Source organism: Pseudidiomarina aestuarii, from assembly GCF_003987355.1.
GTDB lineage: Bacteria > Pseudomonadota > Gammaproteobacteria > Enterobacterales > Alteromonadaceae > Pseudidiomarina > Pseudidiomarina aestuarii.
Window position 1 is genome coordinate 128,424 of the sequence record NZ_PIPR01000003.1, and the last position, 23,839, is coordinate 152,262.

Below are 23,839 nucleotides of genomic sequence, written 5' to 3' on the forward strand. Positions count from 1 at the left end.
GTTACGATGTGTGTACACATGTACGCGAAAAAAGTTGGAATGCATTGATGTCTGATCCCAGTGGCGCAGTGTCTTTACTGCAAAGTTATGATCGCTTAACCGAATTTTTTGAACAGCAGGGACTCCTGTCGAATGCTGCCGAAGTGCATGGCATTTTATCTGGAATGGTTGCCGGGGGAGCTAGCTTAGAGGGTGATGACTGGCTCTTGCTCATGAGTGACCTGATTCACGAAGGCCAATCCTTCAAACCTGCGGTCAAAGAAAAGCTCGTCGAATTAGCGGGTTCTATCTGTGCGGCGATGCGTGATCCTGATTTGGGCTATCAATTATTGTTACCGGGCGACCATCAGCCGTTATACGAGCGTCTGCAAGCCATGACCGCTTGGGTGCAGTCGTTTTTAGTGGGGTTTGGCGTCAATCAAACCAATCTCGCAGGCTTATCTGAAGACCTGCGTGAAGCCATTGAAGATTTAGTCGAGATCGCGAAGCTCGATTTGTCCGTAGATGAGGATGAAGAAGGCGAACGCGCTTACTTTGAAATAGTCGAGTACCTACGAATTTCTGCGATGTTATGTTTTAACGAACTCGGCAAAAACTCTGGGGGCGCGTGTAAAACGAATAAGGTCCTGCATTAAATGAGCCACATTCCCAAGCACGAATTCAAACAAAGGCGCGAGCAATTGCTCGCGTTTTTGCGCAAGCAAAAGCACTCAGCCGTTGCGCTGATTCCCGCAGCCGCACTGCAAACCCGTTCGCGTGACACCGAATATCCGTTTCGCCAAGACAGTGACTTCTTTTACCTAACCGGTTTTAACGAGCCTGATGCGGTACTGGTGCTCGCACCTGATGCTGACGAGCCAGTGCAATTATTCTGTCAGCCCAGTGACCCTCATGCAGAAGTCTGGCATGGTCGGCGTTTGGGTGTTGAACGCGCGGTTGAAGCGCTTGACGTTAACGCTGCTTATTCGATTGAGCAATTTGAAAAGTTACTCCCCGAAATACTGAACGGTGTGCATAGCGTGTTTTATCCGCATGACAAACCGCAATTACACCAACAATTGCAAACAGCGGCGGCGTTTTTGCGTAGCGCTCCGAAAAAGGGCTACAGCGCACCAGTAGCTTGGGTGGATTGTAACCCACAACTGGCAAGTATGCGCTTGATTAAGAGCGACAATGAACTGGCGGTGATGCGTCGTGCGGCGGAGATTTCCGTGCTGGCGCATCAACGGGCGATGCGGTCGACGCAGCCGGGTCGGTATGAGTATCAAGTGTGTGCTGATATCCAACATGAGTTTGCGATGCATGGCGCGCTTGCGCCAGCGTATGGAATTATCTGTGGCGGCGGTGTGAACGCTTGTATCCTGCATTACACCGAGAACAGTGACGTATTGCGTGACGGTGATTTGCTGCTGATTGACGCCGGAGCCGAATACCAAGGTTATGCCGGTGATATTACCCGTACTTTCCCAGTGAATGGGCGCTTTAGCGATACCCAGAAAGCTCTGTACGAAGTGGTTTTAGCCGCGCAAGAAGCTGCACTAGCCACCTTAAAGCCGGGCAGCAGCTTACCCAAAGCGCAAGATGCCGCTGCACAAGTCATCACCCAAGGCTTGATTGAATTGGGAATTCTCAAAGGCTCGTTTGCCGAGCATTGGGATGCGACCAGTTATCGCAAATTCTTTATCCACGGACTGGGTCATTGGCTAGGGCTCGATGTGCATGACGTCGGAACCTATGACGCCGCTGGTAAAAAGCGCGCGTTTGAGCCAGGCATGGTACTGACCGTCGAGCCAGGTATTTATATTCCGCCGGGCATGCCTGATGTGGACGAGAAGTGGCACGGTATCGGCATTCGCATTGAAGACGATTGTGTGATCACCGCTGATGGCTATGAGAATTTAACCGCTGGCGTACCCAAAACCGTGGCTGAGATTGAGCAATGGATGCAAAACAAGTAACGGGCTTGCTGGTTGCCGGTGGTGGATTAGTGGGCGCGCTCACCGCGTTGCTAGTGGCACGTGCGCAACCTGACCACATCATTGTCGTGGTAGAGCCGCAAGCCGATGGCCCCGCACCCGATCCGCGCACTATCGCACTTGCAGCTGGCACCGTTCGCGTGTTGGAAGGGTTGGGTGTTTGGTCGCAGTTAGCATCACAAGCTTGTCCCATTGAGCACATTCATGTCAGTGATCGGGACCAATTGGGTGCGACACGATTGCACGCGGAGCAAGAAAATGTGCCCGCTTTAGGGCAAGTGATTGCCGCCAGTGAACTCAACCTTGCGTTATATAATGCCTGCCAAGCGCAGCCTAATATTCAGTGGCTAGGTGACCATCGCGTGGTGGCAACCAGCGCAGCCCGTTCAGAACGCACAGTCACGGTAGAATCAGGTGCCGGTGACAAAGTCAGTATGACTTGTCAGTTACTGGTGGGTGCGGACGGCAATAAATCCGCAGTGCGCGCTGCACTCGATATTCCCGTGGTGTCTACCCATTATGACCAGCAAGGTATTATCGCGGTGTTGCAGCTTGAGGACGGTCTTAATGGCTGGGCTTATGAGCGTTTCACGCCGCATGGGCCGGTGGCTTTGCTGCCTATGCCGAAGCAACAGGCGTCGCTGGTGTGGAGCTTACCGCCCGCAGAAGCTGCTAAAACCATGGTGTTGCCGCCAGCCGAATTTGTTCGCGCTGCGCAACACGCGTTTGGTTTTCGCGCTGGGCGCTTTACCGACGTCACCATGCGGACTCAATATCCATTACAACTGCATTTAGCCGAACGCAGTATCGCGCATCGCGCCGTGCTGATCGGCAATGCCTCACACTCATTACACCCGATTGCCGGGCAGGGCTTTAACCTCGGCGTGCGAGATGCGCTGAGTTTGGCGGCGGTGCTCTCAAAATCAACGTCAACCAAGACCGATTTCGGCAGCTACGCTGTGTTGAGCGATTATTGGCAAAGCCGCAAAGAAGACTACGACCGCACCATCGGTTTAACCGATTTGCTGGTGCGCGGCTTCTCATCATCGGCGTTTCCGTTGACCTATGGGCGTACGTTGGCGCTCGGCATTCTCGACTGGCTGCCACCATTGCGCGCCGCCTTTGCGCGACAAACAATGGGCTTAAACAATCCTGTCGTGGGCAGAGGAGAGCACTGATGGCTTATTCCGTTCTCGTCGTCGGCGGCGGCCTGATTGGCCTCAGCACAGCCATTGGTCTGCGCGAGCAAGGGCACCAAGTCACCTTGATTGAACGCGCAGCAGCACCAAGTTATACCGACCAACCCGAGTTACGTGTCAGCGCACTCGCACAACACAGTCGGCAATTGCTGCAACACTTGCAGGTATGGGGTCAGCTGCCACGGGAACGCCTCGGACCCTACACCGGCATGGAAGTCTGGGATCACGATAGCTTTGGTCGCATCGAATTTAACGCGGCGGAAGTGAATGCCGATGACCTCGGTGCCATTGTTGAAAACCGTGTGGTCGAGACCAAACTTTGGGAACGTGCACAAGCAGTTGGCGTGCATTTACACCCAGAAACAGCGATCACCGAATTGCACCAAACCGAGACCCAAGTCCAAGTCAAAACCGCCACCGGACAAAGTTACCAAGCGGATTATTTAATTGCAGCCGATGGCGTGCAATCGCAAATTCGCCAGAAAGTGCAGGCGCCTTTGACGTTCTGGGATTACGAACAACGCGGCATGGTCGCGGTGATTGAGTGTGAACAGCCCCATGGTGCTGTCGCACGACAAGTCTTCCTACCATCAGGACCCGTAGCTCTGCTGCCGCTCGGTAACCCCAATCAGGTTTCCTTGGTGTGGTCTTGCGATGAGGATCAGGTCGGTACGTATGAAGCCCTCGATGATCAAGCCTTTGCCAATCAACTCATGCGTGTGTCCGATAGCTGTTTGGGTACCGTAAAAGTCGTCTCGAAGCGTGCTAGTTTTCCGTTGCGTATGCATTACGCACAGCGCTGGCTGCATGACCGCGTGATTTTGATTGGTGATGCCGCCCATAGCATTCATCCACTGGCTGGGCAGGGCGCTAATCTGGGCTTTGCCGATGTCACTGCAATACTGAAAGTCTTCGCGGAAGGTGAAGTGACGCATCGCCAACTGCGCCAGTGGGAACGCGAGCGCAAAGCCGCCGCCGTCATCATGATCACCGCTATGGAAGGCTTCAAACGTGGCTTCGGCACCGCGAACCCCGTCGCTAAAGTCCTCCGCGGCCTCGGACTCCACGCAGCCGATCGAATCACACCCATCAAACGCATGCTCACTCAAGTAGCCCTCGGCTCGAGCTCTTAACGAGTAACTAGTAGCTAGTAGCCAGTGACGCTTTTAGATTCTTTCTCGTATGAACTGCGCTAGCTGCTGCGCTGCAGCGTTTTCCGTATCCACCACCTGCAGCACCACACTCACATCACCCAGCGCGGGCAGCAGTCCATGTTGCAGGCGTTGCAGATGATCTGGCACCGTACTTTGCGCCAATACCGTAATCCCCAAACCGCTTTCCAAAGCCGCCGTCAGCCCGGAGAAATCCGCATTGGTATAAGTAATACGTACCGGCGTATTTTGTTGTTTGAGCACGCGTAGGGCGCGGCGCCGATAAATACAGCCATCCGGCGCTAAGACCAAACTCAAAGGCTCTTGGTCCAACACATCAAACCCTACTGGCCCCGCCCATACCAAAGCTTCTTGTTTGAGTTGCATCAGTCCTGCTTGTCGCTGTTGCGCCGAGCCGGGCTCAGTTAACGCGATGATCAGGTCGAACGCCGACTCGTCACTGGTCAACAAATCTTTGCTAAGTGCCGAGGTTACTGCCAAAGTGACGTTCGGATATGCTTGGGCGAATTGCCCGACCACTTGCGGCAGCAATTTGCTCGCAAATTCACTGGGAATACCCAGCCGCACTCGGCCGGACAGGGTGGGTTCGGTGAAACGTACTAGAATTTGATCGTTGAGATTCAAAATTTGGCGCGCCGAGTCCAGCAGTTCAGTCCCAGCATAGGTCAGCAGAATGCGGCCACCGCTGCGCTGAATGAGTGCTACACCGAGTTGCTCTTCCAAGCGTTGTACTTGCAGGCTGATAGCCGGTTGCGAGCGGCCCAATTGCTTGCCCGCAGCGGTATAACTTTGCAGTTCATATACGCTGACAAAGGCACGAAGCGCATCCAAAGACAGATGTTGCATAACCAGCTCTCGCTTTAACAAAGAGTTATAAAGTTTAATTATAGAAAAAGTATCAGCATTTATTATTTAAATAAAGATATTAGGATTATTCATTTGTGACCCGGGCGCGCAAGTTTTATAATTTGCGCACTTTTTAAATGACATCTTTGACGATAAAAGGACGTTGCGCTTATGGCCAACCGGACCCCGTTATACGAAGCCCATGTGAAAGCTGGCGCGAAAATGGTCGACTTTCATGGCTGGGACATGCCATTGCATTACGGCTCGCAGATGGAAGAGCATCATGCAGTGCGCAAAGACTCAGGGATCTTTGACGTATCACACATGACCATCGTTGATGTTGCAGGCGTAGAAGCGAAAGACTTCTTGCGTTACATGCTTGCGAACGACGTTGCCAAATTGACCGTGCACGGCAAAGCCCAGTACAGCAGCATGCTGAACGAGTCGGGCGGAGTCATTGATGACCTGATCGTCTATTATTTTACCGATGAGTCCTATCGCTTAGTGGTGAACTCCGCTACTCGTGAGCGTGACCTCGGCTGGATCAACAGCGTTGCTGCAAGCTTTAAAGTGACTATTACTGAGCAGTCGCAGTTGGCGATGGTAGCTCTGCAAGGTCCAAATGCAGCGGACAAGCTCAAGCTCGTTATGGGCGATGACTTTGCCGAAGTGTCCGGCATGAAACCTTTTATGTCAGTGCAAGTCGGTGATCTATTTATCGCCACAACCGGTTATACCGGTGAAAAGGGTTATGAAATTGTCGTGCCAGCGGATGCCGTCGAGAAGTTGTGGGACGACTTATTGAATGTTGGCGTGCAGCCGAGCGGTTTAGGTGCGCGTGACACCCTGCGTTTGGAAGCGGGCATGAACTTGTACGGACAAGACATGGACGAAACCACCACTCCATTAGAATCCAATATGGGCTGGAGTGTGGCGTTTGAGCCTGCTGACCGTCAATTTATTGGTCGTGCGGCGCTAGAGCAGCAAAAAGCCAATGGCCATGCCAAGTTAGTCGGCCTGGTCATGCAAGAGAAAGGCGTATTACGCCACGGCCAGAAAGTCATTGTTGAGGGTGGCGAAGGCATGATTACGTCAGGTACCTTCTCACCGACGCTTGGCTTCTCAGTAGCAATGGCGCGCGTACCGAATACCGTCGGCGATACCGCCGAGGTGGAAATGCGCAAAAAATTGGTTACAGTGAGCGTGGTCAAACCTAGTTTCGTTCGCAACGGCAAGTCGGTGCTGTAAACCGCGCTAGTGCGAGCTCATCATTACAATGAAGGATTAACTCATGAGCAACATTCCTAAAGAATTAAAGTACGCATCAACCCATGAGTGGGTGCGCAACGAAGGCGACGGTATCTACACCGTAGGTATTACTGAGCACGCTCAAGACTTGCTCGGTGACATGGTGTTTGTTGAATTGCCTGATGTGGGCGACAACGTTGCCGCTGGTGATGATGTAGCAGTAGCTGAATCAGTGAAAGCAGCGTCTGACATCTACGCACCGATTGCGGGCGAGATTGTCGAAATCAACGAAGACTTAGAAGACGCACCAGAAACCGTCAATAGTGATCCTTATGGCGACGGTTGGCTATTTAAGATTAAGGCTGACGACGCTAGTGAAGTAGATGGCTTGCTTGATGCTGAAGGCTATCAAGCAGTTATCGACGAAGAGTAATACGAGATTTGAAAACCACAACCCCGGTACGAATGACCGGGGTTTTGTGTTTCAACAGTTCTGTCTAACCCGCGATGAGGGGATTTGAAGTAAATGACGACTACCACACTGCAACAGTTAGAAAACCATGGTGAATTTATTGCTCGTCACATTGGCCCAAGCGCCGATGAGCAAGCCGCCATGTTGGCCGAATTGGGCGAGACTTCGCTCGAAGGGTTAACCGCGGATACGGTTCCAGGTGCCATTCGACGTGAACCATTCTTAGCTGTTGGCGAGCCGATGACCGAGCGCGAAGCGCTGGCTAAGTTGCGCACTATTGCCAAGAAAAACAAGGTACTGACGTCATTTATTGGGATGGGCTATTACGACACGCTGGTCCCCAATGTCATTCTCCGCAACGTGTTAGAAAATCCAGGTTGGTACACCGCGTACACGCCATATCAGCCAGAAATCGCACAAGGTCGCTTGGAAGCTATCTTAAACTTCCAAACCATGACCATGGACTTAACCGGTCTTGAACTTGCTAGCGCGTCATTACTCGACGAAGCGACTGCTGCGGCAGAAGCGATGGCGATGGCGAAGCGTGTCAGCAAGAGCAAATCGAACACCTTCTTTGTGGCGGACAACGTCTATCCACAAACTATCGACGTGGTGAAAACCCGCGCCGAGATGTTTGGCTTTGAAGTGGTCGTGGGTCCTGCCCACGAAGCGACTGCGACTGAACACTTTGGTGCCTTGTTGCAATACCCAGACCGCGAAGGTCAATTGCACAATCTTGAGCAGCTGATTGCTGACATTCAAAGCAACAAAGGTATCGTAGCTGTTGCTGCGGACATCATGAGCTTGGTCCTGCTGAAATCACCGGGCGAAATGGGTGCCGACATTGTGTTGGGCTCTGCCCAGCGTTTCGGTGTTCCTATGGGCTACGGTGGTCCACACGCTGCGTTCTTTGCAACGCGTGACAAGTACAAGCGTTCACTGCCAGGTCGTATTATTGGTGTTTCCAAAGACTCACGCGGCAACCAAGCCTTGCGTATGGCGATGCAGACTCGTGAGCAACATATCCGCCGTGAAAAAGCGAACTCGAACATCTGTACCGCACAGGTATTGTTGGCCAACATGGCGTCGTTTTATGCGGTATATCATGGGCCACAAGGCTTAAAAACTATTGCCTCACGCATTCATCGCCTGACCGATATCACCGCGCTAGGTATTCACGACAAGGGTGCGGACGCTGGCATCGAGCTGGTCAACACCACTTGGTTTGACACCTTGACCTTTACTTACGACGGTAACGCTGAAGCCTTGATTCAGAAAGCGGTTGACGCAGGCTTTAACTTGCGTGTTGATGGTCAAGTGAACGGTAAATCACAGTTCGGCCTTAGCTTCGACGAAGCCAAAACCCGTGCTGACGTTGAAACCGTATTTGAAGTACTGTTCGGCGATGACCACGGCCTCGATATCGAGACTTTAGACTCGCGTGTGGCTGCCGGTGAGTTGGAATCGATTCCAGCGGAACTGGTGCGCACCAGCGCTATTCTTGAGCACCCCGTGTTCAACAGCTACCACTCTGAAACCGAGATGCTGCGTTACATCAAGCAACTCGAGAACAAAGACCTGTCGTTGAACCACAGCATGATCTCCTTGGGCTCGTGCACCATGAAGCTCAACGCCACTGCAGAAATGATTCCAGTGACCTGGCCAGAGTTCGGTCAGTTGCACCCATTCTGCCCAACCGACCAAGCGGCCGGTTACGGTGAGCTGTTAACCACCTTGTCTGAGTGGTTGGTCGATATTACCGGTTACGATGTTATGTCCATGCAGCCGAACTCAGGCGCGCAAGGCGAGTACGCCGGTTTGTTAGCCATTGCCAAGTATCATCAGAGCCGTGGCGAAGGCCATCGCAACATCTGTCTGATTCCAAGCTCTGCACACGGTACCAACCCAGCGTCTGCTCAGATGATGAGCATGAACGTGGTGGTTGTCGACTGTGACAAGAACGGTAACGTTGACCTGGAAGACTTGAAAGCGAAAGCCGCTGAAGCCGGTGACAACCTGTCGTGCATTATGGTGACCTACCCGTCTACCCATGGTGTCTACGAAGAGGGCATCAAGACCATCTGTGACATCGTGCATGAGCACGGCGGTCAGGTGTATCTGGATGGTGCCAACATGAACGCACAAGTAGGCGTGACCTCACCGGGTTATATTGGTGCCGATGTATCGCATTTGAACCTGCACAAAACTTTCTGTATTCCGCATGGTGGCGGTGGTCCAGGTATGGGCCCCATTGGTGTGAAGAAGCACCTGGCGCCATTCCTGCCGAATCACACCGTAGTACCGATTCACGGTACTGGGTTAGACAACGGTGCGGTATCAGCAGCGCCATTTGGTAGCGCGAGCATTCTGCCCATTTCATGGATGTACATTGCCATGATGGGCAGCCGCGGCCTGCGTGAAGCCACTGAAGTTGCGATTTTGAACGCCAACTACGTAGCGAAGAAGCTCAGCAAGCATTATCCGATCCTCTATAAAGGCCGGAATGACCGCGTGGCGCACGAATGTATTATTGATTTGCGTCCACTCAAAGATGCCTGTGGCGTCACCGAAATGGACGTAGCCAAGCGCTTACAAGACTATGGCTTCCACAGCCCCACCATGAGCTTCCCAGTAGCCGGAACCTTAATGGTCGAGCCAACCGAATCCGAGTCACAAGCTGAGCTGGACCGCTTTATTGAAGCCATGATCAGCATTCGCGACGAAGCCCGTCGTATTGAAAAAGGCGAGTGGCCAGAGGACAACAACCCACTGCACCACGCCCCACATACGCTGGCCGACATTGTCGACGCCAACTGGGACCGCCCTTACGACCGCAGCACCGCCGCCTACCCAGTAGCCGCCGTTGCCGTGAACAAGTTCTGGCCAACCGTGAACCGCATCGACGACGTCTACGGCGACCGCAACTTGATGTGTAGCTGTCCTCCGCTGGAGAGCTACCGTTAAGTTTTAATTTAGATAACTGTTGAGATGAAATGCCCTCCAATTCGAGGGCATTTTTGTTTAAGTAAGACTTGATGCGAGTCGGCATATACAATGACGAAACAAAGCAAAAATCACACTAATCTAAGTTCAATGGAGTTAAATTAAAGGGCGAATTCCAATAAATTCTATCTTATTTTTTGCATTGAATGCTTAAAGATATTATGTTCGTATGATGTTAAATTTACGGATATATTTTAATGCCTCCTATTAATTTTTCGAAACGACTCAACTCGCTAAATCAAGAAAAGCCGATAGAACCACAATTAATCTATGAAGGTCTGGATCGAGAAAGTGATGTAGGACGACTGCGAAGCTCTCAAGCGGACGTTCTAGAACGTTGGTTTCAAAGCTTTCGGCATCGAAAAGACAACATTATAAAAATGCATACAGGCGAAGGAAAAACTTTAGTCGGTCTTCTATTACTGCAATCTAGGTTGATTGAATTAAAACTCCCCGCTTTATATATATGCCCAAATAAGTATCTCGCAAGGCAAGTGATAGCCGATGCTAGTCGTTTCGGAATTCAGACATGCTCATTCGATGAAGAATCCAGCCGATTGCCGGATGAGTTTTTAGATGCCTCCAAAATTCTAGTTACATATGTTCAAAAGGTATTTAATGGAAGGTCTGTTTTCAAATTAGATAAACATTCTGTGGATATCGGAGCGGTAGTTCTTGATGATTCTCACTCCTGCATTGACTCTATAAAAGAGGCTTCCACAATTAAATTAAAAAAAAATGAAGCTGCCTATAAAGAAATCACTAAAATCTTCCGAGAAGAACTGCAACAACAGGGCGCTGGAACATTTTTGGATATCACCTCCAATAAGACTGACGCAATTTTACCAATACCTTATTGGGCATGGAAAGATAAATATGATGCCGTATTGAGCGTTCTACACAAGTATTCAAGCGATGGTGATTTGAGGTTCACATGGCCTTTGCTTAGAGACAGGTTAGAGCTGTGCTCCGCATATCTATCTTCTAGCTCTCTAGAAATAAGCTGTTCAATATCGGTAATCGATAGATTTGGCTCGTTTAACAATGCAAGATCAAGAATTTTAATGTCGGCAACTACCCAGGATGATGCATTTTTCATCAAAGGGCTAGGTTTTGAGATAGAGAGTGTACTGAACCCTATTGAGGACAAGACCATAAAATGGTCTGGTGAAAAGGCTGTCATAATTCCTCAACTTATAAGTGATGAGCTTGATCAAGCTACAGTAGTATCGACTCTATTATCAACTGAGCATCCTAAATTTGGGCTTGTTGCACTCGTTCCCAGTTTTAAAAAGGCTGAACAATACAAAAAACTAGGAGCGATACTCCCCAGAAGCGAAGATATGTACGAAGCCATCGATTTATTGAAGAAGGGAAAGTACGAACAAACTTTGGTATTCGCAAATCGATATGATGGAATAGACCTTCCAGATAACTCCTGTCGGCTTCTTATTTTAGATGGGAAGCCGTTCGCAGAATCTCTGGCCGACCGATATGAGGAGACTTGTGTACGTACAAGTGATGTTATCAATGTGAGAATTTCTCAAAGAATAGAGCAAGGGCTTGGTCGTGGAGTTCGGGGAGAAAAGGATTTTTGCATAATCGTAATTACGAATCCAGACCTAGTAGCTTTTATCAAAGGCGGAAACACGTCCAAATATTTCTCCAGTCAGACATTACAACAAATCGAAATAGGGAAACAGATTGCTCAATTCGCACAGGAAGACTCTAACGAAAGTGAGAATCCTATCAAAGTCCTTTTCGCCACTTTCAATCAGATTTTAAATCGAGACGAAGATTGGAAGAGTTTTTACGTAGCTAAGATGGATGAAATCCAAAATGACGAGAAAACTGACGACGAAATCAAAATTATAGAAAGACTTAATTTAGAACGTGAGGCTGAAATCGCAATTGCTAATCAAGACTTTGAAAAGGGAGCCAAGATTCTTAAAGAAGTCATTAAAAGCATTCAAAACAATGATGATGAGAAAGGTTGGCTTATGCAAAAGATTGCTTTTTTTCTAGTTCATATTAGCCGAGCGAGATCAATTGAAGCGCAACAGGAAGCGTATATACTCAATAATTCACTACTCAAGCCGCCGCTTGAAATCCCTCATAGAAAATTACAATTTGGTAACACTGGTCGATATGAACTAATTCGAAAGTTCATTAAAGGCTTCTCAAGCAAAATGGACTTAAGATTATTTTGCGAACAATTACTCGACTCTTTAAGTTGGGGAGCGGATTCAGAAAAATTCGAACTAGCAGTTAAAGATTTGGGTACGGCCTTGGGCTTCAAAAGCCGACGACCAGAAAAGGAGGACAAAGCAGGTCCAGACAATCTGTGGTGTGCCGACGATCAATCCTATTTTCTGATAGAGTGTAAGAATCAAGTGAAACCTGATAGAAGCGCGATTTATAAATCAGAAGCGGCACAATTTGATCAGCACATACAGTGGTTCAATACTAATTATAATTCTGCACAGTGTACAAAAATATTAATTATTCCTGCTATTCGGCTTAGTCATGACGCATTCATTAGTGAGAAAAGTTTTATTTTGAGGGAAAAAAACCTTGTCAAACTAAAAAGCAATTTCCGTGCTTTTATTGGTGACATTTTAGCTCATGATAACCCTCATCAAATAAGTGACGATGTGCTTGAGGATTTATTGAATAGCAACCAATTAAAGGTAATAGATTTTAAGCAAAGGTATGTAGAGCCGGTAAAGCGATATGTAGGTTAGCAAGGATACCATCCAGCATAATAAATGTATGAGTTTGACATCTCGGTTACAGAACTACTTTTAACGGATAGAAGTATGGTCCTTGCGCCGCTTGTTTAGTAGCGGTTGACGCGATTCAGCACAAACAGGATGACTAACAAGACGTTCGCGGAACGTTTCGATAAACATAATATCAAGTAAGTCTTAATTAATTAGAGGTTAACGTTGCTTGATGCTTTCCCCAATAAAAGGACATGAATTAGTTTTAAGTATTATCTATAGTTGAGAAAATTAAATAGAAACTTTTGTAGTTTATTAAAAGGATAAGCTAATGATTCGAAAGAGCGTTTGTAATTATTTCGTTCTGATCATCTTAACGCATGCTGTGGTGGGATGTGTGGCCTCTCATACTGCAACCGCTCCTGACGTTCGAAAAGTAAAGTATCCCGAGCTTGATCGGGAGGTTACTGCAGGTCTGGGAGAAAGATTGTTAGAGTCTGGTCTTGCCATAAAAGTATATGGTTTCAGTTTGCAGAATGACGTTGATATTTTTGATGGGACAGTAAAAGCCGGGATTTATCATCAAATTGGTTTAAAAGATGAACACCGAGTATTTGGTCCTGCTCATGGTGTTGGAACAGGGACTGTTAGCGTTTTTTCAGGTTTACCCAGTCCGGCAAAGCCGTATGTTGATAGTAGTTCTGGGTACTTATGTTTTCTAGGAGGGGTAGGGACTCGATTTTGTTCTGATGACATTAAGCCTAACGTAAGGTTAATGAACATTTATACACCAGACTCTTTTATGCAAGAATTAATTTACACGGGAAAAGTTGACAATAAAATTCGATTTAAATATCGGGAGTACAGCAATGGAATGGCTCGTGAATCATATAATGTCGACGTTGAATATGATTTGAACGATGGACACATCATATCTTATAAAGGTTCTAATATAGAAATATTAGAGGCTAATAATACGAAAATAACATATAAAGTCATTACTCACTTTAATAGCAATTAAAATATATGCATTCTATCAAATGCACTTTCTGTTAACCGCATTGATACAGTTTAAAATGACATATTTTCGTGCACTCAATATCTATGTTGAGGTCTAAACTTTAAAGATGGAGTCAAAATGGAAATAATCTTGCAGAACTTAATTGATTTCGATCTTGAAAACGCGTTTAAGCTAATCAATTCGCAGTTTATTTCTACAGTTATCGGCGCCTTGTTCGGCGCGTTTGCAGGTGCTTTTGCAGCACACAAGATTGCAATAAATGGGAGACGCCGTGAGTTTCTTGAGGTGCAGTTGCGGTCGACTAATGTTGCTATCACTTCTGTATTCCTAACTTGTAACTCTGTGCTCGGATTGAAAGGGCAGCATGTTCAAAATTTATACTTACAATTCCTTTCAGATAAGGAGAGATGTCAGACCGCTTTAAAGAATCGGGATCTCAGTGATAAGCAGATTCACTTTGAGATGGATTTTAAGATATTCCATATGCCATTCGTGCCGTTTGACGATGTATCTCGATTAATGCAGAGAGAACTAAGCCTAAAGGGACGTCCTCTAGCACTAGTGTCTACCCTCCAAAGTTCGCTAGATCTTTTGCGACAAAGTATCGAGCATAGAAATGATCTCATTAATAACTATAAATCCACGTTTGAAGAGCTTTCACATAGGCAGATGTTGAGTGTCTATTTCGGGTTTCCCTTGCCAAATGGAAGCGTAAACCAAGAGTATTCCGATACAGTTCAGGCAATATATCAGTATGCTGACGATGTCATTTTCTTCTCGTCGTTTCTATGCTCTGATTTAGTTGAACATGGCGAAAGAATTCGAGAGCAATACAAAAAGGAATTCAGAAGGTGGTTAGAGAAGACTACTATACCCAATTTTGATACCGGAAGAGCAAAAGAACTTCAACCAAATCAAGCGGATTATGAAGACTGGCTAAAAATGTTCCAAGAACACCCCAAGGAGCCCTCTTGGTTAGATCGAATTAGGCTCCTTAAAGGATTTCTCAAGATAACTAAGTGAATCCACGATGTATCGTGTATCGGGAATTGTAACTTCAGCTAAAGTTTTATATGAAAATGCAGGATTATCGTATCGTTTTTTACTCCGAAATTGCTATAGAAAACGACGACAAAGATTTATAGCCGAGCAAATATTATCTGATTAGTGCAGTTGCAGAGATACGCAAATCGACATAGTTCCACCCAAAGGGTGAACCTCTTTCATAGCTAACTACGCCCAAACCCAAATGCCCCAAATGCCCCAAATCCAAATCCAAATCCAAACCCAAACCCAAACCCAAACCCAAAGCCAAACCCAAAGCCTAATCCTAGCTGCAGGAGCGTTCCAAGGCGCGCTGCTGTTTGCGCTGCTGGTGAGTGACATGCGCGTAAATTATGCGAGCAAGCTGCTTGGTGTGTTATGTTTGTTGATTGCGACGGCCTTGGTGTTACCGCTAATTGTTGCATCTGGTGATGGTCCCTTGGCTTGGCTCATTGGTTTTTTGTGTTTTTGCCTGCCAGTTATTCGGCGCTGGCTTTTGTCACTATGGTCAGTCGCCATCAAACGAGATCAAGCCAAGCTGGAAGTGACGAATCAGCTTTCTCAAATTGCTCTGTAATGTATCCCTAACTAGAATCGGTAGTTGTTATCGTTCCATGTCATCGCGTCACTCAAAAAGATGTAAGCTTAACCAGTTACCAAAGCAGCTCAACAACAAAACGCTGGTTGCTTGAACATGAAAATTTTGAATAAGGAGTAACACCCATGCCCGTATACGCGCTAAACCTATTCGATATCGCCGATAAAGACGAGTACCTCGCGTACGCGAAGCGCTCGGTTAAGGAAGTGGGCAAGCATGGTGGGAAAGTGATTTCACTGGGCAAGTTCAGAGAGGCGGCGCTGGGTGACATGACGCCGCGTACAGTGTTGATTTTGGTGGAGTGGGAGTCGAAAGAGTCTTTTGAAGGTTACTGCAATGATCCCGAGTTGGCCGACTTGCACCCGCATCGTGAGAAGGGTACAAAGAATTATATTTGGCATTTATTCGACAAATTGGATGATTTGCGGCCACTATTAAAAGCACATAACTAAATTGAGATAAGCGCAAGAGCTTAAAGGTAACAAACAGGGAGAACGAAACATGGATGATGTATTACTCATTAGCATTGCCTTGGTCGGTGCTTTTACGGGTATGTACTTTGGTCAAAGGCTAAGACGCAAACGCCGTAGCAACGAAGAGGCAACCTCTGTCGTAAAAGACACTAGCTTCTTAAAGTGTGTGAATGACGTGGGACTCGGAGTGCTGATTGTTCTGACTCTATTCACCGTGCTCTATGGTGAGCCAATGAGCCTCTTCACACGTGAACCCACCTCATGGTTGCGCTTACTTTCTGAATTCATCATTTTTAGTTTCATCATTGCCTTGGTTACGTTCCCAATACATCGGTGGATGAACCGCAAAACCTAACGAACATCTCAACGCGGTTCATTTCATCCTCTCCTGAAACTAATCTGAAGTAGACTTCCTATTTGCATTGTGTGTAGTATACTTCATATTATTCTTTTATGAACTCTACTTCATGTTTTGAGGTATACAATGAATATCAACCGATTAGCGGATGCTAGCGCGAAAATTAAACAACAGCGCAAGTCGTTGCAGATGACTCAGCGTGACTTATCAAGCAAAACCGGTATTAGTCCACGGAGTCTTTCAGCTATTGAAAACGGTGGTGATATGCAGCTATCGACGCTACTGAAAATTTGTGCAGCGTTAAAGTTAAGCATCATGGTATCTGCTGACGACACAACAACGAAAGCGAGCATTTGGTAATGGTGAAGCGTGTGTCGGCTTTGTATTGTCATATGAACGGTGAGCGCGTCGGTATTCTCAAGCGCGTTAGCGGCACCTTGACGTTTCAATATGACGTGGGCTGGATAAGTTCAGCTCATGCGCGTCCTATTTCAGTATCAATGCCACTAACAGACCTCCCTTACAAAGGCGATACGGTAGAGGCTTACTTCGATAACTTACTACCCGATAGTAAGCGGGTAAGACGGGCAATTGCGGAACGCGTCAACGCCAAGAGTGAGAATCCCTATGACTTGCTCGCTTCAATTGGTCGCGATTGTGTCGGTGCATTATCCATCACCGACTCGCCAAGTTCTCCCCCTATGCAGTTACCTCAAGTAAAAATTTTGGACGCAGCAGCTTTAAGTGCTCATATGAAACGAACCCGAAGTGGCCAAACCTTCGGTATTCAGGATGATAGCGAATTCAGGTTTTCCTTGGCGGGAGCTCAGGACAAAACTGCACTCACATGGCATGACGGAAGTTTGGGAATACCCGTAGGCTCAACACCAACCACACATATTTTGAAGCCTCACATTATTTCGAATAATCCTGATATCGACTTGTCCACAAGCGTCAGCAATGAATGGTTTTGTTTAGAGTTAATGAGACAGCTCTCAAAGTGCTCCCAATTGCCCTTTGAAGTGGCGAACGCAGATATTTTGACCATCGATAATCAGCCTGTTTTATCGGTAGAGCGGTTCGACCGAAAATTAGTTGACGGATTTATTTATCGGTTACCGCAAGAGGACTGTTGTCAGGCCTTGGGAGTGTATAGTGGCACCAAATATGAAAGTGATGGTGGACCCAGTGCTATTCAGATTGCTGAGCTACTCGACACGTCCATCGACCCATATCGGAATAAGCTCAACTTTTTACGTTATCAGTTCATCTACTTCTTATTGGCAGCGATTGACGGGCACGCTAAGAATTTCAGTGTTTTTATCTTACCTGGGGGCAAAATTGATCTGACCCCAATTTACGATGTGATGTCAGCTTATCCGTATTTTGGGCAGGGTGATTTGCAACCCCAAAAAATTAAAATGGCGATGGTTGTACGTTCGAAACATGCACATTATAAATGGTCCGAAATTCTCCCGAGACACTGGCTGCCTCATGCCGAAAAGCATGGCATTAAGGCTGCTGAGATACAGCCTGTACTCGAAGAATTGTTGAATTTAATGCCGCAAGCTCTGGCTGCTGCGAAGGAATTAGCAGAGAAAAAATATCCGTTTGTTCTACCGGTTGCAGACAATATTGAGCAGTACACATTGCAACTCACTGATAAGTATCAACGACTCGGCTTCTAAGTATTCGCCGGTATTTTTGATTTTAGTATTTTCCGTTATAAATCAATAAACTTGACGTAGTCCAGTTACCCGTTATGCTTGATGCATGGGGCTTAGAAAAGCTCATCAAAAAAGGCAAAGCATGGGAAGCGACAAATCGACAGAAGAATCACAACGAAGTGATGCTGAAATCGCGGATGATATCCTCAAACGTGTGGCCGAAGCACAGCGCTTAGTCGGTCATAACGAATATTTTGTCGAACTCATGCGCATACTTGCCGCCAGTCTTCAGGTTGACCATGCCATGGTGGCCGAAGTACTCCCTGATCAGCATACTGCCACCACTAAAGCGCTCGTATCTTATGGCAAGCCTGTCGCTAATTTCACCTATAACTTAGACGGTTCGCCGTGCGAACAAGTGCTCGATCGCGACCATTGTGCATTCCCGAATGAAGTCTGTGAGCGTTTTCCGAGGGATGAAGTTCTACAAGAAATTCAGGCTCAAAGCTATTTGGGTGTGCCTATGTTCGACCAAGCCGGTTTTCGCTTAGGCTTGATTGCTTTGCTGCACAGTGAGCCTCGTAAATTCAGTCAGTTTGAGCAGGGGCTTGTCGCTATTATTGCCGCTTTAGCGGGCGCGGAGCTGGCACAAAGCCATTCCTACTCGGAGTTGAAAGAAAGTCGTCGTCGCTTAGAAACCTTAATCGATAATTTACCGGGTGTTGCTTATCGCTGCAAAAATGATGAGTACTGGACCATGGAGTTTATCAGCAGCGGTGTCAGCGCGCTCACGGGTTACACTGCGAAAGATTTTCTTGGCAACCGGACCTTGTCGTGGATGGATATTATTTACCCGCCCGACCGTAGCTTGGTGGATAAACGAGTCGAAACCAAAAAGGAACGGCAGAAACCGTTCCAATTGAGCTATCGAATTATTCGTAAAGACGGTCAGGTGCGTTGGGTGTGGGAACAAGGGCAAGCAGTGTCTGGCACCGATCAATCCTACGGCTATCTTGAAGGCTTTATAACCGACATTACCGAACGCCAAGAGCAACGCGATAAAATTACCAAAATAGCATTTACCGATACACTCACAGGTCTTCCCAACCGAGCCGCTTTGCTCAGTCATCTGCATTACAACGCGAATGAGCCAGAGGCCAACAAAGAAGCGATGTACGTCGCAATTATTGATGTGGTGAACTTCCGTCGCATCAATGATGAGTGGGGCATACATCTGGGTGACGAAGTGTTGAAACAATTAGCCGATCGCATTTCCGAGTCAATGCGCGCAAACGAGTATTGTGCGCGACTGTCTGCCGATGAATTTGTGTTGGTGGTGCACAACACGGAAACGGATGAACCTATCGAAGCGGTATTGGAGCGTGTGCTGAGTTGCGCCAAGAATCCGATCCGGGCCGACCACATTGAGGTGCAGATTGCGCTTCGTGCCGGTGTGGTACATACGTCGATGATTGATACCACCAATGAGTTATTGCAGTCCGCGAGTACAGCGCTGCACCAAGCCAAACTCAATGGTCAGCAGGTGTGTGTGTTCAGTCAGAAACTCGCCGCTCAGTTGCAACAGCATCGGCATCGTACTGACCGTTTTATGCGTGCTCTAGCGCAGCACGAACTCACCATTTATTTTCAACCGCAAATTGATCTCCGAACCAATCAATTGATTGGCGCAGAAGTGCTCTGCCGCTGGATTGATGATGAGCTTGGCATGGTTCCACCTGACGAGTTTATCGCGATTGCAGCTGAGCAAGGGGTTCTCAATCAGTTAGGTGAGCAGGTCATGGGCCTAGCTTGTGACTATTTGCGTCAATGGCAAGAATCCTATGCACAAGTGGTAAAAATTTCTGTCAACTTGGCTGTTCAGCAACTGGACAGTCACGAACTCGTGGAAAAGCTGGTGCAGTTTCGCGGCGAGTTGCCGCAGCAACTTATTACACTCGAAATTACCGAAAGTGCGTTGATGACCGACCCTGAGCAAGCCATGCGGATGATCCACGAGCTCCGACAATCGGGCTTTCGATTTGCGGTGGATGATTTTGGTACCGGCTATTCGTCTTTGGCGTATTTACAGAGCTTTGAGGTCGATATCTTAAAAATTGATATGTCCTTTGTGCACAAGATGATTGATGACGGCAGCAGTGCCGCCATTGTATCGACCATTATTGCGATGGCTCAAACACTCGGCATGAAGACCATAGCCGAAGGTGTGGAAACCGAAGCGCAGGCGGAAGCTTTGCTTGAGGCGGGCTGCACCTCGGCGCAAGGGTATTTCTTTGCCAAGCCGATGCCCGCTGATGAATTTGCGAAACAATGGCTGTCGCATTTGAATGCTAATTAGTCTGCATTGATCGGGTTTTCTGTTCGCGGTAAGCCGATAGCAAGCAGCGCCGCAATCACAATGCAGCCTGCCGACACCCACAAGCATGCCGCCAAGCCATACCATTGATACACCAACCCTGAAGCCACTGTCCCTGTAAGTCGGCCCATGGCATTCGCCATGTAGTAAAAGCCGACGTCGAGCGACACGCCATCGGCACGGGCATAGCTGACAATCAGATAGCTGTGCAGTGCTGAGTTCACTGCAAAAGCAGCGCCAAATAGTAATAGCCCGCTCACAATGACTCCCGCCGGTGACCCACCGTAGGTAAGCCCAGCAATGATCAGCAGCGGAGTGAGTGCTAACATCCAGGCCCACCACACCGCGGCACGGCGTGGCTCACCCGTTTTGTGGGTGAAGCGCGGAGCAAGGCTTTGTACCGCACCATAACCAATCACCCAGCAGGCCATAAATACGCCTGTCCAGGTATGTGGCCAATTGAGCTGCGTGGCAAAATACACGGGCAGGGCCACGACAAACCACACATCCCGTGCGGCAAATAAAAAGAGTCGAGCGGCAGAGAGTTGATTGATAGCACGGCTTTTTGACCAGACATCCCGAAATTTCGGCTTAAACTTAGCTTTACCTAAGTCTGCGCCCAAGCGCCAAAGGCTGATTAGCCAGACCAGCGCGAGTGCGCCCAGCATGATGCCAATCGCCCACTGAAAACCGACGGTGTAGAGCAGCAGCGAGCCAAGGAAAAATCCGACACCTTTGAGTGCATTCTTCGAGCCAGTGAGAAGCGCCACCCATTTATAGAGTTGGCCTTGCGCATCGGCGGGCACCAAAGTCTTTATTGCGCTTTTGGCGCTCATTTTGTTCAAGTCTTTGGCAATACCGGACAAAGCTTGTGCTGCCATCACCCAAATGACGGTCAATGCGGGGGTAGGGACCAACAACATAGCTAACGCAATCAGCTGCAGGCCGAGACCGATATTCATGGTGCGATTCAAACCAATTCGCGCACCCAACCAGCCACCAATCAGGTTAGTGACTACCCCAAAAATCTCGTAGAACAAAAACAGCATCGCGATACTGAGCGGACTGTAGCCGAGTTGGTGGAAATACAGCACCACCAACATTCGTAGTGCGCCGTCGGTAAGCGTGAACGCCCAGTAATTGCCGGTGATGAGCAAATACTGGCGTACGGGAGCAGAAAGCTGACGGATGGCTGCAAGCATGCTTAAGCGGCACCTTTCTCATGTTTGCCAACCAAGGCGGCTAGTTCCACCGTTCGGTTCGCATAACCCCACTCATTGTCATACCACGCATAGAGTTTCACTTGCGTGCCGTTCACGACCATGGTGGACAGCGCATCGATAATGCTCGAGCGTGGATCCGTTTTGTAATCAATCGACACCAGTGGGCGTTCTTCATAACCCAGAATGCCTTTGAGATCTCCGGCGGCAGCTTCTTTTAGCCAGCCATTTACTTCTTCCACAGTGGTCGCGCGCTTAACCTCAAACACGCAGTCGGTCAGCGAGGCATTAGCGAGTGGAACCCGCACCGCATGGCCGTTTAGTTTGCCTTTGAGCTCAGGGAAAATCACCGCAATAGCGGTTGCCGAACCTGTGGTCGTTGGAATCAAACTCATGCCACAAGCGCGGGCACGGCGTAGGTCTTTATGCGCCGCATCCAAAATAGTCTGAGTATTGGTGACGTCATGAATGGTGGTCATGGAACCATGCAGAATACCGAGCTTTTCGTGAATCACTTTGACCACCGGAGCAAGGCAATTGGTGGTGCAGGATGCTGCTGTCACAATACGATGCTGCGCTGGATCAAACTGATGATCATTGACGCCCAGCACGACGTTAAGTACGCCTTCTTCTTTCACCGGAGCGCTTACTACCACACGTTTTACCCCTTGGTCGAGGTAGGCTTGCAGTGCCGCTTTGGTTTTAATTTTGCCGCTGGCTTCAATCACTACATCACATGCGGACCAATCAATCGCTTTGGTGTCTCGCTCATGCGTGAATGCGAGTGTTTGGTTGCCGACTTTGATGGTGCCATCGTTGGTCGCGGTGGCCTCGTGTGCCCACCGTCCATGCACCGAGTCAAAGTTCAGCAAATGCGCAAAGGTGGCGGCGTCTGCGGCGGGGTCATTCAAACGCACGAACTCAAGCTCTGGGTTATCCCAACCCGCACGTAGCGCGAGTCGACCAATACGTCCAAGTCCATTGATACCAATTTTCAGTGTCATGCGTTACTCCTGTCTGCAGTCGAAAACCTACTTTCATCTTGAAATTGTATGCTTCTATGCCTCTAAAGCAAAATGACAATTCTGTTTCTCAGAATTTCCAGCTATGCTCTGGTTACGGCCAACAATAACAATAAGTCAGAGCCATGAACCTACCCACATCATCACGTTTACGGGCGCTCGGTCCCGGAATTATTCTCGCCGCAGCGGCAGTCGGCGCTTCGCATTTGGTCGCATCCACTCAAGCTGGAGCTTTATTTGGCTGGGAATTGTGGTGGGTAATCCTAGCGGTGAATGTGCTGAAGTACCCATTCTTCCGCTTTGGTGTGACCTACACGCTACAAAATAACGAAAGCCTGATTTCTGGTTATTACCGCAAAGGGCGTTGGTACTTGCAGCTCTTCACTGTGCTCAACGTAGTAGCCGCAGTGGTGAATACCGCAGGCGTATTGCTCCTCACAGCGAGTTTGTTGCAATGGTTTACGCCACAGCTGTCGGTTACTTTGCTGTGCTGGATTCTGCTACTCGCATGCTTGTTTATCTTACTGGCAGGGCAGTATCGAACCTTAGATCGGTTATCCAAGTGGATCATGTTTAGCCTGACGGTCGCAACCGTCGCTGCGGTCATTATCGCTGCGCAACAACCAGCAACTGTGTCTCCTGACTTTGTGCCGCCGTCACCATGGAAACTCTCTGCGCTGGCGTTTTTGGTCGCCATGATGGGCTGGATGCCAGTACCCATTGAGCTCTCCGCCATTAACTCGTTATGGCTGCGCAGTAAGCAGCAACTTACTCAAGTGACCCTACGTGATGGCCTGTTTGACTTTAACTTAGGCTATTGGGTCACCGCAGCACTGGCATTGCTGTTCTTGGCGCTCGGCGCCATGGTGCAATTTGGCAGTGAGCAACCGATTGCACTGGCAAGCGGTCAATTCGCTACACAATTTGTCGCAATGTATGCCGCGACCATAGGTTCGTGGTCTGAATACCTAGTGGGTGGTGTCGCGTTTCTGTGCATGTTTGGCACCACACTGGCCGTGCTTGACGGTTATGCGCGCACCCTCCGAGAAAGCTTTAGAATTTTACGTCGCCGTACCAAAACCGCAGAGGGCAAGCCGCGTCTGAATAGCTCATTACGCTACTGGATTATTGGCCAAGGCCTAGCGGGGATGGCGGTGATTTTGTTCTTCCGCAGCGCTCTGGGACCTATGCTGACCTTCGCCATGACCCTAGCGTTTCTCACCACTCCGTTCTTTGCTTGGCTCAACTATTCGCTGGCGCGGAAAAAACGGTTGGCGCCAGCCATGCGTCTTTATGCGTGGCTAGGTTTGTTCTATTTGGCCGGCTTTGCATTGGTTTATGCGGTTTGGCTGCTGTTAACGATGAAATAAGCCGATTGGTCGCAGCGCACTTGAGGTTTGCTACCGAATCCCCTTAAATGGAG

Annotated in this window: 21 protein-coding genes; 18 read left to right on the top strand and 3 right to left on the bottom strand. The window is 48.4% G+C overall.

Annotation, left to right across the window (positions count from 1 at the left end; genetic code table 11):
• Positions 1-47 precede the first annotated feature (47 nt).
• The 4 genes from CWE22_RS10685 to CWE22_RS10700 are packed head-to-tail and all read left to right on the top strand — an operon-like array spanning position 48 to position 4,308.
• Positions 48-635 carry a UPF0149 family protein gene (locus tag CWE22_RS10685; protein WP_244596058.1) on the top strand — a complete coding sequence of 196 codons (588 nt, stop codon included), beginning with the start codon at positions 48-50 and terminating at the stop codon, positions 633-635.
• Entirely contained in the window at positions 636-1,958 is a 1,323-nt protein-coding gene (gene pepP / locus CWE22_RS10690; protein WP_169931470.1) for a Xaa-Pro aminopeptidase, read from the top strand.
• On the top strand, positions 1,940-3,154 hold the full coding sequence (gene ubiH, locus CWE22_RS10695; protein ID WP_169931471.1) for a 2-octaprenyl-6-methoxyphenyl hydroxylase: 1,215 nt from the start codon (positions 1,940-1,942) through the stop codon (positions 3,152-3,154). The genes pepP and ubiH overlap by 19 nt, the downstream gene beginning before the upstream one ends.
• Positions 3,154-4,308: a UbiH/UbiF/VisC/COQ6 family ubiquinone biosynthesis hydroxylase gene (locus tag CWE22_RS10700; RefSeq protein ID WP_169931472.1), complete on the top strand. Its 1,155-nt coding sequence runs from the start codon at positions 3,154-3,156 to the stop codon at positions 4,306-4,308. Before ubiH ends, CWE22_RS10700 begins: the two co-directional genes overlap by 1 nt.
• 33 nt (positions 4,309-4,341) lie before the next feature.
• Here CWE22_RS10700 and CWE22_RS10705 read toward each other — a convergent pair whose 3' ends face one another.
• Positions 4,342-5,193 carry a LysR family transcriptional regulator gene (locus CWE22_RS10705; RefSeq protein ID WP_169931473.1) on the bottom strand — a complete coding sequence of 284 codons (852 nt, stop codon included), beginning with the start codon at positions 5,191-5,193 and terminating at the stop codon, positions 4,342-4,344.
• 171 nt (positions 5,194-5,364) lie between these two features.
• Here CWE22_RS10705 and gcvT point away from each other — a divergent pair, with 171 nt between their 5' ends.
• From gcvT to CWE22_RS10770, 13 genes are all read left to right on the top strand, one after another.
• A complete protein-coding gene (gcvT, locus tag CWE22_RS10710; RefSeq protein WP_169931474.1) occupies positions 5,365-6,441 on the top strand; it encodes a glycine cleavage system aminomethyltransferase GcvT in 1,077 nt (358 codons plus the stop codon).
• Between the two features lie 43 nt (positions 6,442-6,484).
• Positions 6,485-6,874, top strand: a complete 390-nt coding sequence (gene gcvH / locus CWE22_RS10715; protein WP_169931475.1) for a glycine cleavage system protein GcvH — start codon at positions 6,485-6,487, stop codon at positions 6,872-6,874.
• A gap of 93 nt (positions 6,875-6,967) precedes the next feature.
• Entirely contained in the window at positions 6,968-9,877 is a 2,910-nt protein-coding gene (gene gcvP / locus CWE22_RS10720; RefSeq protein WP_169931476.1) for an aminomethyl-transferring glycine dehydrogenase, read from the top strand.
• A 236-nt stretch (positions 9,878-10,113) separates the two neighbouring features.
• Positions 10,114-12,660 carry a DEAD/DEAH box helicase family protein gene (locus CWE22_RS10725; protein WP_169931477.1) on the top strand — a complete coding sequence of 849 codons (2,547 nt, stop codon included), beginning with the start codon at positions 10,114-10,116 and terminating at the stop codon, positions 12,658-12,660.
• A 310-nt stretch (positions 12,661-12,970) separates the two neighbouring features.
• A complete protein-coding gene (locus CWE22_RS10730) occupies positions 12,971-13,660 on the top strand; it encodes a hypothetical protein (RefSeq protein ID WP_211618701.1) in 690 nt (229 codons plus the stop codon).
• Between the two features lie 117 nt (positions 13,661-13,777).
• Positions 13,778-14,683 carry a hypothetical protein gene (locus tag CWE22_RS10735; RefSeq protein ID WP_169931478.1) on the top strand — a complete coding sequence of 302 codons (906 nt, stop codon included), beginning with the start codon at positions 13,778-13,780 and terminating at the stop codon, positions 14,681-14,683.
• Positions 14,684-14,918: 235 nt separating this feature from the next.
• Positions 14,919-15,281: a hypothetical protein gene (locus CWE22_RS10740; RefSeq protein WP_169931479.1), complete on the top strand. Its 363-nt coding sequence runs from the start codon at positions 14,919-14,921 to the stop codon at positions 15,279-15,281.
• A 29-nt stretch (positions 15,282-15,310) separates the two neighbouring features.
• The gene (locus CWE22_RS12195) at positions 15,311-15,415 is read left to right on the top strand and encodes an MGMT family protein (RefSeq protein ID WP_169931534.1); all 105 of its coding nucleotides are present in this window, start codon (positions 15,311-15,313) and stop codon (positions 15,413-15,415) included.
• A 12-nt stretch (positions 15,416-15,427) separates the two neighbouring features.
• Positions 15,428-15,754 carry a DUF1330 domain-containing protein gene (locus CWE22_RS10750; protein WP_169931480.1) on the top strand — a complete coding sequence of 109 codons (327 nt, stop codon included), beginning with the start codon at positions 15,428-15,430 and terminating at the stop codon, positions 15,752-15,754.
• 49 nt (positions 15,755-15,803) lie between these two features.
• Positions 15,804-16,130: a hypothetical protein gene (locus CWE22_RS10755; RefSeq protein WP_169931481.1), complete on the top strand. Its 327-nt coding sequence runs from the start codon at positions 15,804-15,806 to the stop codon at positions 16,128-16,130.
• 129 nt (positions 16,131-16,259) lie between these two features.
• A complete protein-coding gene (locus CWE22_RS10760; protein ID WP_169931482.1) occupies positions 16,260-16,493 on the top strand; it encodes a helix-turn-helix domain-containing protein in 234 nt (77 codons plus the stop codon).
• On the top strand, positions 16,493-17,821 hold the full coding sequence (locus CWE22_RS10765; RefSeq protein WP_169931483.1) for a HipA domain-containing protein: 1,329 nt from the start codon (positions 16,493-16,495) through the stop codon (positions 17,819-17,821). The genes CWE22_RS10760 and CWE22_RS10765 overlap by 1 nt, the downstream gene beginning before the upstream one ends.
• Before the next feature lie 121 nt (positions 17,822-17,942).
• Positions 17,943-20,156, top strand: coding sequence for a putative bifunctional diguanylate cyclase/phosphodiesterase (locus tag CWE22_RS10770; protein ID WP_169931484.1), 2,214 nt, complete (start codon positions 17,943-17,945; stop codon positions 20,154-20,156).
• On the opposite strand, the gene arsJ is transcribed toward CWE22_RS10770, so the two are convergent.
• Both arsJ and CWE22_RS10780 read right to left on the bottom strand, forming a co-directional pair.
• Positions 20,153-21,376 (bottom strand): organoarsenical effux MFS transporter ArsJ, encoded by a 1,224-nt coding sequence (arsJ, locus tag CWE22_RS10775; protein WP_169931485.1) that lies wholly within the window; start codon positions 21,374-21,376, stop codon positions 20,153-20,155. The genes CWE22_RS10770 and arsJ overlap by 4 nt on opposite strands.
• 2 nt (positions 21,377-21,378) lie before the next feature.
• Positions 21,379-22,398, bottom strand: coding sequence for an ArsJ-associated glyceraldehyde-3-phosphate dehydrogenase (locus tag CWE22_RS10780; RefSeq protein ID WP_169931486.1), 1,020 nt, complete (start codon positions 22,396-22,398; stop codon positions 21,379-21,381).
• A 143-nt stretch (positions 22,399-22,541) separates the two neighbouring features.
• On the opposite strand from CWE22_RS10780, the gene CWE22_RS10785 reads away from it, so the two are divergent.
• Positions 22,542-23,786: an NRAMP family divalent metal transporter gene (locus CWE22_RS10785; RefSeq protein WP_169931487.1), complete on the top strand. Its 1,245-nt coding sequence runs from the start codon at positions 22,542-22,544 to the stop codon at positions 23,784-23,786.
• Positions 23,787-23,839 lie beyond the last annotated feature (53 nt).